Annotated in this window: 16 protein-coding genes; 5 read left to right on the plus strand and 11 right to left on the minus strand. The window is 40.5% G+C overall.

Going from position 1 to position 17,042, the window contains the following annotated elements; translation table 11 throughout:
* Positions 1-8 precede the first annotated feature (8 nt).
* Positions 9-983, plus strand: a complete 975-nt coding sequence (locus tag R2S10_RS24175) for a glycosyltransferase (RefSeq protein ID WP_316842969.1) — start codon at positions 9-11, stop codon at positions 981-983.
* On the opposite strand, the gene R2S10_RS24180 is transcribed toward R2S10_RS24175, so the two are convergent.
* The 5 genes from R2S10_RS24180 to R2S10_RS24200 all read right to left on the minus strand — a co-directional run bounded on the left by R2S10_RS24180 (position 980) and on the right by R2S10_RS24200 (position 7,410).
* The gene (locus R2S10_RS24180; protein WP_316842970.1) at positions 980-1,837 is read right to left on the minus strand and encodes a hypothetical protein; all 858 of its coding nucleotides are present in this window, start codon (positions 1,835-1,837) and stop codon (positions 980-982) included. The genes R2S10_RS24175 and R2S10_RS24180 overlap by 4 nt on opposite strands.
* Positions 1,838-1,915: 78 nt before the next feature.
* A complete protein-coding gene (infB, locus tag R2S10_RS24185) occupies positions 1,916-4,981 on the minus strand; it encodes a translation initiation factor IF-2 (RefSeq protein WP_316842971.1) in 3,066 nt (1,021 codons plus the stop codon).
* Between the two features lie 116 nt (positions 4,982-5,097).
* Entirely contained in the window at positions 5,098-6,333 is a 1,236-nt protein-coding gene (gene nusA / locus R2S10_RS24190) for a transcription termination factor NusA (protein ID WP_062550746.1), read from the minus strand.
* Positions 6,334-6,335: 2 nt separating this feature from the next.
* Positions 6,336-6,800, minus strand: coding sequence for a ribosome assembly cofactor RimP (gene rimP / locus R2S10_RS24195; RefSeq protein WP_316842972.1), 465 nt, complete (start codon positions 6,798-6,800; stop codon positions 6,336-6,338).
* Positions 6,801-6,975: 175 nt separating this feature from the next.
* Positions 6,976-7,410 (minus strand): hypothetical protein, encoded by a 435-nt coding sequence (locus R2S10_RS24200; protein WP_316842973.1) that lies wholly within the window; start codon positions 7,408-7,410, stop codon positions 6,976-6,978.
* Between the two features lie 18 nt (positions 7,411-7,428).
* On the opposite strand from R2S10_RS24200, the gene R2S10_RS24205 reads away from it, so the two are divergent.
* Positions 7,429-7,776: a phage holin family protein gene (locus tag R2S10_RS24205; RefSeq protein ID WP_316842974.1), complete on the plus strand. Its 348-nt coding sequence runs from the start codon at positions 7,429-7,431 to the stop codon at positions 7,774-7,776.
* A gap of 290 nt (positions 7,777-8,066) precedes the next feature.
* Here R2S10_RS24205 and R2S10_RS24210 read toward each other — a convergent pair whose 3' ends face one another.
* The 3 genes from R2S10_RS24210 to panC all read right to left on the minus strand — a co-directional run bounded on the left by R2S10_RS24210 (position 8,067) and on the right by panC (position 10,540).
* The gene (locus R2S10_RS24210; RefSeq protein WP_316842975.1) at positions 8,067-9,206 is read right to left on the minus strand and encodes an acyl-CoA dehydrogenase family protein; all 1,140 of its coding nucleotides are present in this window, start codon (positions 9,204-9,206) and stop codon (positions 8,067-8,069) included.
* A gap of 97 nt (positions 9,207-9,303) precedes the next feature.
* The gene (gene panD, locus R2S10_RS24215; protein WP_062550751.1) at positions 9,304-9,654 is read right to left on the minus strand and encodes an aspartate 1-decarboxylase; all 351 of its coding nucleotides are present in this window, start codon (positions 9,652-9,654) and stop codon (positions 9,304-9,306) included.
* A 46-nt stretch (positions 9,655-9,700) separates the two neighbouring features.
* Complete coding sequence (panC, locus tag R2S10_RS24220; RefSeq protein ID WP_316842976.1) at positions 9,701-10,540, minus strand: pantoate--beta-alanine ligase; 840 nt, start codon at positions 10,538-10,540, stop codon at positions 9,701-9,703.
* Positions 10,541-10,694: 154 nt separating this feature from the next.
* Here panC and R2S10_RS24225 point away from each other — a divergent pair, with 154 nt between their 5' ends.
* The 3 genes from R2S10_RS24225 to glmS all read left to right on the plus strand — a co-directional run bounded on the left by R2S10_RS24225 (position 10,695) and on the right by glmS (position 14,899).
* The gene (locus R2S10_RS24225; RefSeq protein ID WP_316842977.1) at positions 10,695-11,519 is read left to right on the plus strand and encodes a glycogen/starch synthase; all 825 of its coding nucleotides are present in this window, start codon (positions 10,695-10,697) and stop codon (positions 11,517-11,519) included.
* A 23-nt stretch (positions 11,520-11,542) separates the two neighbouring features.
* Positions 11,543-12,985, plus strand: coding sequence for a DUF4270 domain-containing protein (locus R2S10_RS24230; protein WP_316842978.1), 1,443 nt, complete (start codon positions 11,543-11,545; stop codon positions 12,983-12,985).
* Between the two features lie 75 nt (positions 12,986-13,060).
* Positions 13,061-14,899 (plus strand): glutamine--fructose-6-phosphate transaminase (isomerizing), encoded by a 1,839-nt coding sequence (glmS, locus tag R2S10_RS24235; RefSeq protein WP_316842979.1) that lies wholly within the window; start codon positions 13,061-13,063, stop codon positions 14,897-14,899.
* Positions 14,900-14,964: 65 nt separating this feature from the next.
* Here the strand turns inward: glmS and R2S10_RS24240 are convergent, their stop codons facing one another.
* From R2S10_RS24240 to mutY, 3 genes are read right to left on the minus strand one after another with little or no spacing between them, the layout of a single operon-like run.
* Positions 14,965-15,453 carry a DinB family protein gene (locus R2S10_RS24240; protein WP_316842980.1) on the minus strand — a complete coding sequence of 163 codons (489 nt, stop codon included), beginning with the start codon at positions 15,451-15,453 and terminating at the stop codon, positions 14,965-14,967.
* Entirely contained in the window at positions 15,454-15,882 is a 429-nt protein-coding gene (locus R2S10_RS24245; RefSeq protein WP_316842981.1) for a single-stranded DNA-binding protein, read from the minus strand.
* An 11-nt stretch (positions 15,883-15,893) separates the two neighbouring features.
* The gene (gene mutY, locus R2S10_RS24250) at positions 15,894-16,946 is read right to left on the minus strand and encodes an A/G-specific adenine glycosylase (protein ID WP_316842982.1); all 1,053 of its coding nucleotides are present in this window, start codon (positions 16,944-16,946) and stop codon (positions 15,894-15,896) included.
* Between the last annotated feature and the right edge of the window lie 96 nt (positions 16,947-17,042).

Genomic DNA, 17,042 nt, shown 5'->3' on the forward strand with positions numbered 1-17,042 from the left:
TTATTAGAATGATTAAAGGAATTACAGTCCTTGTCTGCACCTATAATGGTGCTTCAAGGCTTGCAAAAACTATCCAACATCTTGCTTTACAAACGGTAACAGCTAAAATCCAATGGGAACTGATTGTGGTAGACAATGCTTCGAAGGATGACTCAGCGCTAGTTGCTCAAAGAGAATGGGACAAATACAACCTACCTAATGTTCCTTTTACCATACTTTCTGAGCTAAGGCCAGGGAAGAGCTATGCGCTGGATCTGGGTGCTGCCAATGCTAAATTCGAATACCTTTTAATTTGTGATGACGACAACTGGCTGAGTCCGGATTACCTTGAAAAAGTATATGAAATTTTGGATAACCGTCCGGAAGTTGGCGCTGTTGGTGGACAAGGAATTGCGGTATGCGATCTACCTGCGCTTCCAGACTGGTTTGCAGAATATGAAGAAGGTTATGCCTGTGGAAAGCCAGCGAAGCAAAGCGGTCTGGTTACAGACAAAGGATATTTATGGGGTGCAGGATTAGGTACACGTACTGCATTATACCTGAAAATGTATGCTGGTTTCCCTTCCTTACTAACCGGTAGATTAGGAAAACAACTAACCGCAGGGGAAGATGCCGAATATTGCAAACGGCTAATTCTGGCAGGTTATCAGCTGTATTATGACGAACAACTCAGCTTCGAGCATTACATGCCCGAGAATCGCCTGCAAAGCGAATACAGGGTTCAACTTTTTAACGGATTCAAGGAGAGTAATCAGATCCTGCGAAGATATGATCTGGCAAATACACTGAAACAAAAATGTGAAAAACACTTACTCACAAAAATCAGATTATTGTTGGTTACACCATTCCGCTTGCTGTTTACAAGTTCAACCGAAAAGAAAGAAAAAGCCGCTGACACCCTCATTTTCTTAAGTCCGATTGATATCGGCAAAAATTCAGTGATGCTAAAGATTAAAACATTTTATCAGGGAATTCGCCGCTAGTCCTTTAGCTTTTTCCATAACCGGGATAAGAAGGACTTGTTTTTTACCGGTTTCTGGTTATTGGTTTTAAAGCTTTTCAGCTGCTCTGAATTCAAAATCTCATTGATTGTCCCCCTAAAGAAAATCAATTTGGGCCAGGTCACAGGATTAAGAGGATGAAAGTCTCTCAGACAATTGTAGTTGTTCTCATCTATAGCATCCCATAGTTTAAAAAAGCTCTTGGTATTGAAATCATCCTTATGGCTCCAGTTGTCCAGCTTTTGCTGAATCTCAATGGTTGTTCTTGCCCAGCTTTGGTGTAGCATTAAATTATCCCAATGCAGCTGCTCATTGCCGGAATTGTTGTTTCTGGCCAGGTCATATACCGGATGATTTGTAGCAAAACTAAGGGTTTCAAAAGAATCGTCTATCAATAGAAAACCGGCAGGAAGCTCCTTAAATAAGGTCGCTACACTACAGTAGATGCTGGTTGGCTTTTCCGGATGAAACGTTTTCAGTCTTTTTATAAAGGCTTCAAAATCTACAAAATACTCGTCAGAATCAATTTGAATATACCAATCGGCCTTACCCATCCTTTTCCCTAAAAGGTTCCTTTCCCGGGTATCACATTCCATTGGCGCAAGACCAGGAAGGTAAAAATGATCTTTATAAATTGTGATTTTTTGTTCTTTATCAAAAGCTTTAACCCATTCCCAAAACTGAGGGTCAATTTCCAATGAACCGCCAGACCAGGTTTTCCCATCCACATCTACGGCAAAATATATTTCATCTACAAAATCATATATTCTGGGTAATGAGGTTTTAACAAACTCATAATCGTAAGAAATAAGGTAACCTGCTTTAATGGTGGTCATTTGGATTTATATTTTTTATGCGTAAAAAAACCGCCACAGGATATGTGGCGGTTTGATTTTTTATTTGTTAAAGAAAGCTTATAACTTTCTTTTTACTTCAACTTGTTCGTAAGCTTCAACGATGTCACCTACTTCGATGTTGTTAAAGTTCTGAATGTTCAATCCACACTCGTAACCTCTTGATACTTCTTTCACGTCATCTTTATAACGTTTCAATGAAGCCAGCTCACCTGTGTAAATTACCACACCATCTCTAACGATACGGATCTTACTGTTACGAGTGATCGTACCATCCAATACCATACATCCTGCAATTGTACCCACTTTAGTGATTTTGAAGGTATCTCTGATCTCCACGTTAGCGGTGATTTTCTCTTCAAATTCTGGAGCCAACATACCTTCCATCGCTGCTTTAATCTCATTGATTGCATCGTAGATGATCGAGTAAAGTCTGATGTCGATTTGTTCTGCCTCAGCAAGCTTACGCGCTCCTGGGGAAGGACGAACCTGGAAACCGATGATGATCGCATCAGAAGCAGAAGCTAACAATACATCAGATTCAGAAATCTGACCTACCGCTTTACTAATGATATTGATTTGAATCTCTTCTGTAGATAGTTTCAATAATGAGTCAGATAATGCCTCGATTGATCCATCCACGTCACCTTTAACAATCAGGTTCAGCTCTTTAAAGTTACCGATAGCCAAACGACGACCGATCTCATCCAAGGTAATGTGTTTCTGAGTACGAAGACCCTGCTCACGCATTAACTGTAGACGTTTATTGGCAATTTCTCTTGCTTCAACTTCACTTTCCAGTGCATTGAATTTATCACCTGCAGTAGGCGCTCCTTGCATACCCAATACCTGTACTGGTACTGATGGGCCTGCTTTATCAACTTTCTGACCACGTTCGTTAAACAACGCTTTCACACGTCCGCTATAACTACCCGCTAAGATCGGATCACCGATTTTCAAAGTACCTGCCTGAACAAGAACCGTAGTTACAATACCACGACCTTTATCTAATGTTGCTTCAATTACACTACCTGTAGCACGTTTGTTAGGGTTGGCTTTTAGGTCAAGCATTTCTGCTTCTAATAATACCTTCTCTAATAACAAGTCTACGTTTAGTCCGCTCTTACCTGAAATCTCCTGAGATTGGAAACTACCTCCCCAATCCTCTACAAGGATATTCATTGTTGATAATTGCTCGCGTATTTTTTCTGAGTTTGCACCCGGTTTATCAATTTTGGTAAAGGCAAACACCAATGGTACGCCTGCTGCCTGAGCATGTTGGATTGCTTCTTTAGTCTGAGGCATTACTGCATCATCCGCTGCAACCACAATGATGGCAATATCGGCAACTTTCGCACCACGTGCACGCATTGCTGTAAAGGCTTCGTGACCTGGAGTATCTAAGAAAGTTACTTGTTTACCTGTAGGTGTGGTTACCATATAAGCACCAATGTGCTGTGTAATACCACCGGCTTCACCAGCCACTACGTTTGCTTTACGAATATAATCCAGCAATGAAGTCTTACCGTGATCGACGTGACCCATAATCGTCACCACCGGTGCTCTTGGAACCAAATCTTCTTCGTTATCTTCTTCTTCGATTAGAATATCGCTTTCATCATCCGGTTTCACGAATTGAATTTCGTAACCGAATTCATCTGCAACAATGGTTAATGTTTCAGCATCCAAACGTTGGTTGATGGATACGAACATACCTAGACTCATACAAGTTCCGATAATTTTTGTTACCGGCACATCCATCATCGTAGCCAACTCATTTGCCGTAACAAATTCCGTCACCCTTAATACTTTGGATTGTGATTCTAATTCCATCGCAGCTTCGTCTGCAGAAAGTGCCACATCATCACGTTTTTGACGACGTAATTTTGCACGTTGTGCGAACTTACCAGATTTACCTGCTCCACTTAAACGTGCAAGTGTTGCTTTAATCTGATCCTGGATTTCTTTTTCCGTAGGTTCTTCTTTAGGACCGTTACCAGGAGATCCCGGTTTATTGTTCCTGAAGTTTGGCCTGTTGGCAGTGTTATTCGTATTGTTCCTGAAATCAGGTCTGTTGGTAAAAGTAGGTGCTGGTTTCGGCGCTGTTGTGCCTGTTCCTGCAGCTCCTGGTGCCGCTTGATTTCCTCCGGAAGTATGACCTCCCTGACCAGGATGGCCTGGAGTCTTTTTACGCTTACGCTTTCTCTTTGCATCATTGCTGTCTGCCGATGAGGCTACAGGTGATGATTTACGATCAGGAGTTACCGGTAATACAATTTTACCGATGATGTTTGGTCCTGATAGTTTTACAGAACGTGCCTTGATTACTTCCACACCGTCAGTTTTTTCAACTTTAGGGGCTTCCGCTACTTTAGGCGTTTCAATTATTTTTGGTGCTTCCACTGGTTTTGGAGTTTCTTTTACTTCTGGCTCTATTTTAGCAACAGGTTGCTCAACAGGCTTTGGAGTCTCTTCCACCTTAGGTTGTTCCACAGGTTTAACCACTTCCGCTTTTGGGGCTTCTACTGGTTTCTCAACTGCTTTCTCTTCTACAAGTGCTTTCTCCGCTGGAGCAGGGGCTGGTGTTGGTTCCGCTACTTTAGGTACTTCAGCAACTGGCTGAGGCACTTCTGGTGCTTCGTCTTTCTTGACCGGACGGGTTTTAGTGTTTAAATCGTCTAAATTGATTTTCCCTACTATTTTCACACCCGGCAATGCTCCCTCTTCAGGTTTCTCTTCTGTTTTTTCCACTACAGGAGCCACCGGTTTTGCCGGAGTTTCTTCTTTAGCTTTCTCTACAGGAGGAGTATACGAATGAAGGTTCTTAATTAAGATGCCTTCATTTTCGAATTCTACATTTTTTCTAGGTGCTTCTGCAGCTTTTTCAGCTGCTTCCGGCTCATCACGACGAATTTTACCAATAACAATCTGATTGGCTTCTTCTTTTACGATCTTATCGCCCTGAAACTCTTTCAACAGCGCATTATACATGTCGCGGGAGAGCTTAGTAGTGGGTTTATTCTCAACAGAAAAGCCTTTCTTTTCTAAAAACTCAACGGCCGTAGCTATGCCTACGTTAAGTTCCTTAACTGCTTTAAATAAAATTATTGGTTTGTCGTCTGACATTGATATCCTATTTTTTCTTTAATTCTTATACAAAAGTAACGTTTATTCTTGTTTATTTCATGGGTATGTGATTTGTTTTTAATGGCCACATAATTTTGACTGTTCAAGTTAACGTTTTATTCAAACTCTGATTTTAATATACTCATCACTTCTTTGACGGTTTCTTCTTCAAGGTCGGTACGTTTTACCAACTCGTCAATTGAAAGTGAAAGTACACTTTTTGCGGTATCACAACCGATTGATTTCAATTCATCAATGATCCAGCTGTCGATTTCGTCTGAGAATTCTTCAATATCCACATCCTCATCTTCTTCGCCTGCTTCACGATAAACATCGATCTCATAACCGGTTAATTTACCAGCTAATTTAATATTATGCCCACCTCTACCGATTGCCAATGAAACCTGATCTGGTTTCAAATATACCGAAGCGTGTTTCGTTTCATCATCTAACTTAATAGAAGTGATTTTTGCCGGGCTCAATGCTCTGGTAATATATAATGAAACGTTGTTAGTGAAGTTAATCACATCAATGTTTTCATTTTTAAGTTCTCTAACGATACCATGTATCCTTGAACCTTTCATACCCACACATGCGCCAACAGGATCAATTCTGTCGTCATAAGATTCCACTGCAACTTTCGCTCTTTCTCCTGGCTCACGCACGATTTTCTTGATGGTGATTAAGCCGTCAAAAATCTCAGGAACCTCAATTTCAAACAAACGTTGTAAGAATTCAGGGGCAATCCTTGAAATGATAATTTTTGGTGTTGCATTGATCATATCAACCTTAAGGATCACCGCGCGAACAGTATCACCTTTTTTGAAATAATCAGCAGGAATTTGTTCCGTTTTTGGCATCATCAACTCGTTGCCTTCATCATCCAGCACCAATGTTTCTTTCTTCCAAACCTGGTAAACTTCTCCAGTTACAATCTCACCAACTCTATCTTTATATTTTTTGAAGATCTCGTCTTTCTCTAATTCTAATACCTTAGATACAAGGGTCTGGCGTGCAGCTAAAATTGCTCTACGTCCAAAGCTCTCTAAAGTGATCTGCTCAATGTAATCGTCGCCAACTTCCATATCAGGATCTAAGCGCTTTACTTCAGACAGTTCGATCTCCAGGTCATCATCTTCAGAAAAACCATCCTCCATCACCTTTCTCGTACGCCAGATTTCCAAATCCCCGTTGTCCGGGTTAACGATGACGTCACAATTCTCATCTGTACCGTATTTTTTACGCAACATACTGCGAAATACCTCTTCCAGCACACTAATCACTGTAGGACGGTCGATGTTCTTGAACTCTTTGAATTCCTGAAATGAATCGATTAAATTAATATTGCTCATTTTTATTTAAATGAAATTAAAACCTTTGTTTCTGTTATACTACTAAAGTCGATACTGGTTTCTTCCAGCGTCGCCTTTTTACCTTTTTCTTTAACCTTCGCTTCGATGGTTATGCCATTATCTTCAACAGAAAGCAACTTGCCTTCTTTAATTTCTCCACCGTTCAGCTTCACACTTAACTCTCTGCCAATGTTTTTTACATATTGTCTTTTCAGTCTCAGCGGTTCACCAACACCTGGTGAGGATACCTCTAAATTATAAGCTTTATCGATGGTATTTTCTTCTTCCAAATGAAAACCTACATGTCTGCTGATCGCTGCACAATCCTGGATACTAATCCCTTCATCGCCATCAACATGAATAATAAGCTTATTGTTTGGAAGCATTTTAACTTCTACCAAAAACAACTCCGGCCTATCCGAAATCTTCTCTTCAACTAACTCTGTTACTCTTTTTTCTGCTTGCATAACCAATTTGCTAATAAAAGAAAAGAGGGGACTCCTGTCCCCTCTTGCCCTCTATTACAGTGCAAAGATATGAAATATTTTCACAAAATAAAAATGGAACTGATGTTATATGTAAGGTATGTGCAACTTTTTCAGCAAGATACGGGACAGAAACTAAGCCATACAAAGCGCTCTGCTACCTGTTCAACACCTTTTGTTGCGGCTTAATGCTATAGCTTAATTTTCCTTTGACAATTTCTTCCGGCTTAGCAAATTGAATATTCAAATGAGTAATGACCAGATAGGTTCTGCCCTTTACAAAAGGTTGTAGGGGGCTGAACACAAGGCTGCTGTCGCTCAGAGTCATCTGCCCAGGGATCGGTTCCTCCCTAATGAGCGAATCTTTTTCCGATGGCGTTTGTAAAACCGAAATTAAGTCATTCAAAACAGAATCTCTATTTTTGAGCCCCTGCAATTCCAATAAACCCCTTGGATCAATGTGCGTAAACACGATCTTTGAACTGTCTGCCGAGAAATCTATAGAAAGTGGCTTATTATTTGCATCGGAGCAACCGGCAAAGGAAAGGCTGGCACAACCAACCAGGATCAGCCTGACAAAGTATTTAAACATGACACTAAATTAAACATTATGAAGCTTATTGTAGAAATTTTATTATTAGGACTTGCCGTATTTTTAGGCTCAAAAATTATCCCCGGTGTACACGTAGATACCTATTGGACGGCCGTTCTTGCCGCAGTACTGATATCGCTGGCGAATGCTACGATCGGAACCATCCTCAGAATCTTCACTTTCCCTATTAACTTTTTAACCCTCGGCCTGGTTTCTTTCATCATCACCGTCCTGATGATTTTATTGGTTGATAACATGATGACCACCTTTAACACAAGTGGTTTCTGGGCAGCAGCATTATTAGCCATCGTAGTGGCCGTCATCAAAGCATTATTAGGCGCTCTAATGGGCACAGATAAAGATTAATCCTCCTTTAAGGGCTTGCTGTTAAAAATATAAAAACATGGAGAACTTGCTATAAAGAGACTAGTTTTCGCCTAAGGTTAGGAAAGGGTTCGGTTAGGGTTGACTTAGGGTTCAGATACTTCAGGACTATAGCAACCCTAACCGAACCCCTTCCCAACCCTTTCCCAACCCTAACTGAACCTGCAACAGTTGCCCAACAGTACTTAGCCTCTATCCGAGGTCAGAAAATATAGTTCAAAAAAAAAGGGAGCCACCACCTGACTCCCTTTTTATATGGCCAATTAAATGACCTATCTTAATATTTCTCTGGAAATTACCATTTTCTGAATTTCCGTAGTTCCTTCATAGATCTGAGTGATTTTAGCATCTCTCATCATACGCTCTACATGGTATTCTTTTACAAAACCATAGCCGCCATGAATCTGAACCGCTTCAACGGTTACATCCATTGCTACTTTAGAAGCGTACAACTTAGCCATAGAACCCGCCAAAGTATAAGATTGTCCCTGGTCTTTCAACCAAGCCGCTTTATACACCAACATCCGCGCCGCTTCAATACTAGTAGCCATGTCTGCCAGCTTAAAGGCAATCGCCTGATGTTCTGCAATCGCTTTACCAAATGATTTGCGCTCTTTTGAATAAGCCAAAGCCAGTTCATAAGCACCTGCAGCAATACCCAGGGCTTGTGCAGCAATACCAATACGCCCACCCTCCAGGGTTTTCATCGCGAATGTGAACCCAAATCCATCTTCGCCAATCCTGTTTTCTTTAGGGACTTTAACATCATTAAACATGAGTGAATGGGTATCAGAACCACGAATACCCATCTTATTTTCTTTCGGACCAACGGTAAAGCCTTCCATTCCCTTTTCAACAATAAAGGCGTTGATTCCTTTATGCTTCAAAGCGCGGTCAGTTTGCGCAATCACCAGATAGGTGGAAGCGGTATTTCCATTAGTAATCCAGTTTTTTGTACCATTTAACAGGTAGTAATCGCCCATATCTACAGCAGTTGTTTGCTGTGAGGTGGCATCTGATCCGGCTTCAGGCTCTGATAAACAGAAAGCCCCGATTTTTTCTCCGGCAGCCAATGGCTTCAGATATTTCTCTTTTTGAAATTCGGAACCGTAAGACTCCAGTCCATAACAAACCAGGGAGTTGTTCACGGAAACCACCACAGAGGCAGAAGCGTCTACTTTCGACAATTCTTCCATCACCAGGACATAAGATAGCGCGTCTAGCCCGCTGCCATTATATTTTTCTGAAACCATCATTCCAAGAAACCCGAGTTCACCCAGCTTTTTTACTTGCTCGGCAGGGAATTTCTGGCGCTCATCTCTTTCGATAACTCCGGGCTTAAGTTCAGTCTGTGCGAAATCCCTTGCGGCCTGTTGAATCATCAATTGTTCTTCACTTAATTGAAATAGCATAATTATATAGATAAAAATATACGTACTGCCAAATTTAGTATTTCTAGATCAGATTACTATGGCTGCATAGTATTATTTTACGCGATATAACTCCCTGCTATTTTAAAAGGCGATTATTGTCGTCAGGAAAAACAAGAACAGGATGATATTTCTTTGCTTCTTCGATCGGCAGAGAGCCAAAAGACATAATGATAAGGATATCGCCGACCTGCACTTTTCTGGCCACGGCTCCATTTAAGCAAACAATACCCGTTCCGCGTTCGCCCTTAATCACATAAGTTTCAAAACGTTCTCCGTTGTTGTTGTTTACAATCTGCACCTTTTCATTGGCAATGATCTGAGCAGCATCCATCAGATCCTGATCGATAGTAATACTACCTACATAGTTCAATTCTGCCTGTGTTACTTTAACACGGTGTATTTTCGATTTTAATATCTCGATAATCATAATTCAAAGTTACGAAATTTTAGTGGATACGGTATTTAATGGATGGTCAATTGAGTAGCATATTATCGATAAGCCTCGTCTGACCTACCTTTGCAGCCACTAATGCCACTAAATCCTGTTGATTTTTATCAGAGTCCGGAAGCAAGGTTTTCCCATTTGCAATGGTAAAATAGTCTAGCTCCACCCCTGGGATCGCCGAGATCATGCTTTTTGCATTTTCCAGTAATACCGGAATACTCAGGTCATTAAAGTGATCTTTTACATAGTTTAAAGCAGCGCTCAATACCAAGGCATGTTTGCGGTCTTCTGCAGTCAGATGAATGTTTCTAGAACTCATGGCCAGGCCGTCATCTTCCCTGATAATCGGACAGGAAATAATCTGTACCGGTAGCTTAAAATAGGCCACCATATTTTCAATCATCAGCACCTGCTGGAAATCTTTTTGTCCGAAGAAAGCGATGTCAGGATTAACGGCATTGAACAGCTTATTCACGATTTGTGTAACGCCCTGATAATGGCCTCTCCTGAATTCTCCCTCGAGTAAAAACTCTGCAGGGCCCAGGTCAATGTGCCATTCCTCTTGTTCAGGGTACATTTCCTTTACAGAGGGCATAAATACCACATCGCATCCTGCCGCTAAAAGCATTTGCATATCGTGTTCTAAAGGACGGGGATATTTCTCCAGATCTTTTGGATCGGTAAACTGCGTTGGGTTTACAAAAATGCTGCAAACCACTACATCAGCATGCTGCTGTGCAATCTTAATTAAGGAGACATGTCCTTTGTGCAATGCACCCATAGTAGGCACTAAAGCAATTTTCTGTTGACCCAATTTTATTGGTTCAAGCAACGACTTTAACGCTGCAATGGTGTTTATAACTTTCAAACTAGCCTATAAAATTTCAAAGGGCAAAGTTGGTTAATTATCTATTCCAAACAAAACATCTTGCCTATATAATTGATAAATGTTATTATTTTGCTTACCTTTGCCCCTTGATAATCTTTTCTTTAACATAATTATTTATTTACAGAATATGGAGATGGCCAAAACGAAGCTACTGATTGTTACACACGAGATGTCGCCTTTCCTTGAACTCACTAAAATTTCAGAAATAACCCGTCAACTACCACAGGCGATGCAGGATAAAGGATTCGAAATCCGTATTTTGATGCCTAGATTCGGGAATATTAATGAAAGAAGGAACAGATTGCACGAAGTGATACGTCTTTCAGGAATGAACATTATCATTGATGATAATGACAACCCTTTAATTATTAAAGTTGCCTCTATTCCAGCTGCTCGTATGCAGGTGTACTTCCTGGATAACGAAGATTATTTCCAACGCAAATACGTTTTTAGAGACAAAGAAGAAAAATTCTATGCGGATAATGACGAAAGAACAATCTTCTTTTGCAAAGGCGCATTGGAAACTGTTAAGAAACTAGGCTGGGCTCCAGACATCGTTCACTGTCATGGCTGGATGACCTCTTTAGTGCCTGCTTACATCAAAACTTCTTATAAGAATGATCCTACTTTCAAAAATGCTAAAGTAGTATATTCTATCTATGAGAACTGCTTTACAGAAAAACTGCATGCAGATCTTCATAAGAAAGCAGTAATGAACGCAATGACACTTGAGGACACGAAAATGTTTGAAAATGCAGATTGCAATACCTTACACATGGGCGCCATTACTTACTCAGACGCAGTCGTATTAGCGCATGATAAGATCGATGCAAATGTGTTAAAATTTGTTAAAGATTCTAATAAACCAACTTTAGCCTTTAATTTAACCGAGGATTTCGAAAACTTCTATTCTTTATATGAAGAGATTTCGGATGAAGAATTGGTTTCTATAGCATAAACTCAGGTATTATTAATTTAAATATGAAATTTACAAAACAAGACTTATTAACCATGTTGATAGGTCTTTTTCTTTTTTCTTCGTGTAAAGATGACCATACAATTGGCCTTGGTCCGGATGGTGATACTATCAAAGGAGAATTATACGATAATACAACGCTAACTTCCCGTACACAAAGGGACGAAGCCGTTTCAGCCAGTACCTTAGTTAGATACCCAATAGGTATCATGAACGATGCAATCTTCGGAAAAAGTGAAGCAGGAACAGCAATGACGGTGAATATCCCTTCGGTAGCTTACCGCTTTGGTAAAAATCCAATCGTCGACTCGGCAGTTTTGGTATTGCCTTATTCTACTAGCTTCTACGGAGATTCTACACAGAAATTTACCTTTACGGTAAAACAACTGGCAGTGGACCTAACCTTACAAACTAGCTTTTTAAGCTCTACAAACTGGGGAGCACAAACCTCTGAAGTTTTAGGACAAAGCACAGATCACCAACAACGCCCAAACAGCCGTTTTAAGGTGATTAATTACGTAACTGGTAAAGCAGATACTGCGGTGACGGTAGCCCCACAAATCAGAATTAACCTGGATCCTACAAAAATCCTGAATAAAATTGTGAATATGGACACCCTTGCTTACGCCAGAAACGATTTATTCATCAGCAAATTTAATGGCCTGTATGTAAATGTAACACAGGCAACAGGGTCAGGCGCAATGGCCTTCTTCAATCTTGCACCAAATGCGGATGTGAATAATGGCGCGAAACTACAGGTGTACTACAGAAAAGACGGCTTATCCCCTGGAACCAAAGACACCGTATCGGTGATTTTTCCGATCGACAACTCAACAAGCCCTGTAGTTGCTTATGCAAATCACAATTACAGCAGTGCAACAGCAATTCAAACGCAGCTAGATGATGCCTCTAATACACAATATCCAAAAACGTATGTACAAGGCCTAACCGGTTTGAAAAATAAAATCTCTTTTGATTTTACGGAATTCAAAACCAAGCTTGCCGGTGAAAAAGCATCCATCAATAAAGCAGAATTAGTGATAGACCTTGCGCCGGAAGAGGATACTTATTTTAAACCTGCTCCAAGATTAAGACTGTACAGGTTTAGTGCAGCAGGACTACCAGTAAACGTTCCGGACAATGACCTGACTATACAAAATGTATACAACGGTGACCCAAGAGCGCTTCAGGCTCCTGAATTGTTTGGTGGATATTTTGACTCAGTCAACAGAAGGTATATCTTTAGCATTACGGCCTATATACAGGACTTAGTAGACGGCAGAACGCAGGATTATGGCACCTTTCTTTCCCCAACGCCAGCTACAGAATTTACAGTAAGTCCTTTCGCCAGTTCCGCAGAACGATCAATTTTACTGGCTCCAGTAAAAGACGCGCCAGCAGGAACCAGACGAATGAAGCTTAACATCTTCTATACCAAAGTGAAATAATTTAACACCAACCATATTCTAATCCCCCGAGATTCATTAATTTCGGGGGATTTATTTTTTTAAAACATTTTTTCTATGTGTGGAATAGTTGGTTACATTGGTCATAGGGAAGCCTGGCCAATCGTCCTAAAAGGACTGAAAAGATTGGAATATCGCGGATATGATAGTGCAGGAATTGCATTGATCAACCAGAGCGGGTTAAATATTTATAAAAAAGCAGGAAAGGTCCAGGAACTGGAAAACTTTTCAGCAGGGAAAGATCTTTCCGGAAGCATCGGTATCGGACACACCAGATGGGCAACTCATGGTGCACCTTCAGATCGTAACTCTCACCCTCATACTTCTAATAGTGGAAAATTAACCATCATTCATAATGGGATCATAGAAAACTATGCCACCCTGAAAGAAGAGTTGATCCACAGAGGCCATGAATTTAAAAGTGATACCGATACTGAAGTTCTGGTACACCTGATTGAAGAGATCTATAAGAATGAAAATACTGATCTTTTTGAAGCAGTAAGACTTGCCTTAAATGAGGTAACGGGTGCTTATGCCATTGTTTTAATGGATGAAGATCAGCCAGAGCAGTTGATTACCGCCAGAAAAGGAAGTCCCTTGGTAATTGGTGTAGGTGTAGGTGAGTATTTTATTGCCTCTGATGCCACGCCTATTATTGAGTATACTAAAAATGTGATTTATCTGAACGACAATGAAGTTGCACTTGTAAAACGCGACGAATTGCTGATCAAACGATTAGACAACGTGGTTCAAACACCATATATTCAGGCATTGGAATTGAAGCTGGAAATGTTGGAAAAAGGGGGATATGAGCATTTTATGCTCAAAGAGATCTTTGAACAATCCCGCTCTATCCGTGACTGTATGCGTGGTAGAATTTATCCTAATGAAGGGATCGTTCAACTGGGTGGTATCAAAGAATATGCCGATAAACTGAAAAATATCGACCGTATTATCATTGTAGCCTGTGGTACCTCATGGCATGCAGGTTTGGTAGCAGAATACTTGATTGAAGAATATGCCAGAATTCCAGTAGAAGTAGAATATGCTTCGGAATTCCGCTATAGAAATCCAATCATCACCGAAAAAGATATCGTGATCGCGATTTCACAATCCGGAGAAACTGCGGATACCATGGCCGCAATTGAAATGGCAAAAGAAAAAGGTGCAACCATTTTTGGTGTGTGTAATGTAGTCGGTTCTTCTATCCCAAGGTTAACTCATGCAGGAGTATATACGCATGCCGGACCGGAAATCGGTGTGGCTTCTACCAAAGCATTTACCGCTCAGGTAACCGTACTTACCCTGATGGCTTTCTATATGGCGCAACAAAAAGGAACCATCACTCACTCTAAATTAGTAGAACTGTTAACAGAATTAGATTGCATTCCTGATAAGATTCAAAAAGCATTAGAATCTAATGATTTGATCAAGGAAATTGCAGCTAAATTTAAAGATTCTAGAAATTGCCTGTTCCTTGGAAGAGGTAGTGGTTTCCCTGTTGCATTAGAAGGCGCTTTAAAGCTCAAGGAGATCTCTTATATCCATGCGGAAGGTTATCCAGCCGCCGAGATGAAACATGGCCCTATCGCCTTGATTGACGAAGAAATGCCGGTTGTAGTGATTGCTACTAAAAACTCTTCTTATGAAAAAGTAATTAGCAATATTCAGGAAGTAAAAGCAAGAAAAGGTATTGTACTTGCGATTGTTACTGAAGGAGACACAGAAGTGAGAAAGATGGCAGATTATTGCATTGAAATCCCAGATTCTAGTGAGGCCTTCCTACCACTATTGGCTACGATTCCATTGCAATTGTTATCCTACCATATCGCTTTAATGCGCGGATGTAACGTAGATCAACCAAGAAACCTCGCAAAATCAGTTACTGTAGAATAGATAAACTGTTAAAATAGCAAATGGCTGGAAGGCATTCCTTTTTTTAGGAAAGCTTCCAGCCATTTTTATAGGATTTCCAATCTTCTCTTGAACTTTTCAATCTGGCGTGTATGCCGGAGTACATGAACAATCGCATGCTCCATCATTTGCTCAATATCATAAGTTTGCTGCCAGCGGCTATGGATTTTCTCTTTGGGGTCAAACTTTTCTAAATCGGAATCGCTTAAGGCTTCAAATACAGTTAGGGTAAAGGCAAAAGCATCGTTGAGGTCCTGAAGATAAGCCAAAACTGTATCTCTTAACCTTAGTCCAGGGCGAGGATCCCCTTCCCCACTTAGTTCCTGAATATAAATTGCATAACTGAAAGCACTGCCTACCACATGACCTAAAATGGTCTGTATAGAGCGGCAATTTTCGTCTTTACTATCCGGGTCAAGCAGGGTTAAGAGCGCTTCATCGGTAAGGTATTCAACCTCCTGACACAATTCTTGAATTGCATCTTCATAAACATCCAGCATTGCTCCTTTTGCGCCTAACCGGGTTAAGCGCACCATTTAAAAGGGCAGATCTCCTGATACCTCCGTCGGATCAAGATATTCCGTTTCACTCTTTGGAGTAGTGTTTTCGTTCGTCACAGGGGTATGCTCAAAATCACTTTTTCTACCCAGAATGGTAAAGTTCTCTGCCACTACTTCTGTAACATATTTCTTTACCTTCTCGCGGTCCTCGAAAGAGCGGGTACGCAATTTTCCCTCAATATAGACCAATTTTCCCTTTTGCAAATATTTAGAGGCCACTTCTGCCAAGCCCCTCCATAAAACAATATTATGCCATTCCGTTTGCTCAATGCGCTTACCATCTTTGTTATAGGTCTCTGATGTTGCCAATGGAAAACTAGCTACAGTAACCCCTCCTTCTAAATGTCTAACTTCAGGATCTTTGCCTAAATGTCCGACTAAAATAACTTTGTTAATACCTGACATGGAATCTATTTTTACTGTTTAATTGAATTGGAATTCATAAAATTTGTAATTACTTTAGGTTGAGGCAGCTCCTCAAATTCTGCCAGGGATACCCATTTTATTTCTGCATCCTTCTTAAAGTTAATGATATAATTGTCTAAAACAAAAAATTGAACGTATATAGTTTGGTGAGTCAGTAAATGTTTTTGTACAGATATTGGACTAATCAAACAGTCTGATCCAAAGCTATTTTTTAACTCTGACAAAAAGTTACCCTGATCTTCCAGGTAATTTTTTTCCGTTTCTATTAAGGGGAAATCATATAATTCCTGCCACACATCTCCGGCAATCCGTTTTTTCACCAGTAAGTTTTCAGCATCCTGACATACAAAATAATTGAAATAACGAGTACGCTTTTTTAGCTTTTTTAATTTTAAAGGCAGTACGTTCACACGGTCATTTGCCCTCGCATAACAGCCCGATTGAACAGGGCAACTGCTACAATCCGGCGACTTAGGCTTGCACATCAGCGCACCAAATTCCATGATAGCCTGATTGTAGATTGAAGGATTTTGACCTTCGATTAATTCATTCGCCAATGCCGTAAACTCCTTTTTCCCCTCTGTACTATTGATGGCAGTTTCTAGCCCGAAATACCGGGACAATACCCGGAAAACATTGCCATCCAATACCGCCCTGGATTCATTCGCGGAAAAAGAAGAAATCGCGGCCGCAGTATACTCACCCACACCCTTTAGAAGGATCAGTTCTTCGTATTTACTAGGGAAAATACTCTCAAATTTTTCCTGAATCAGCCTTGCTGTAAATAGCATATTTCGACCCCTGGAATAGTAGCCAAGCCCCTGCCACAATTTAAGCACCTGAGCCTCTGTGGCATTCGCAAAATCATTAACCGTTGGATAATTTTGCAGAAAGCGCTGGAAATATGGGAGGCCCTGCTCCACACGCGTTTGTTGCAAAATAATTTCTGACAACCAGATCACATACGCATCAGTCGTGTCTCTCCAGGGAAGTTCCCTTTTATGGATGGAATACCATTTAACGATTTCTCTCTGAAAACTCATAACCGCAAAAATACACCCTAAATATTTATTTTTACCAAAACTTGCAATTCAGTGATACTATCGGCTGCAAATAAATCCACTTTTATTTTCCTATCT

The organism is Pedobacter gandavensis, from assembly GCF_032678745.1.
GTDB classification, from domain to species: Bacteria; Bacteroidota; Bacteroidia; order Sphingobacteriales; family Sphingobacteriaceae; genus Pedobacter; species Pedobacter gandavensis_C.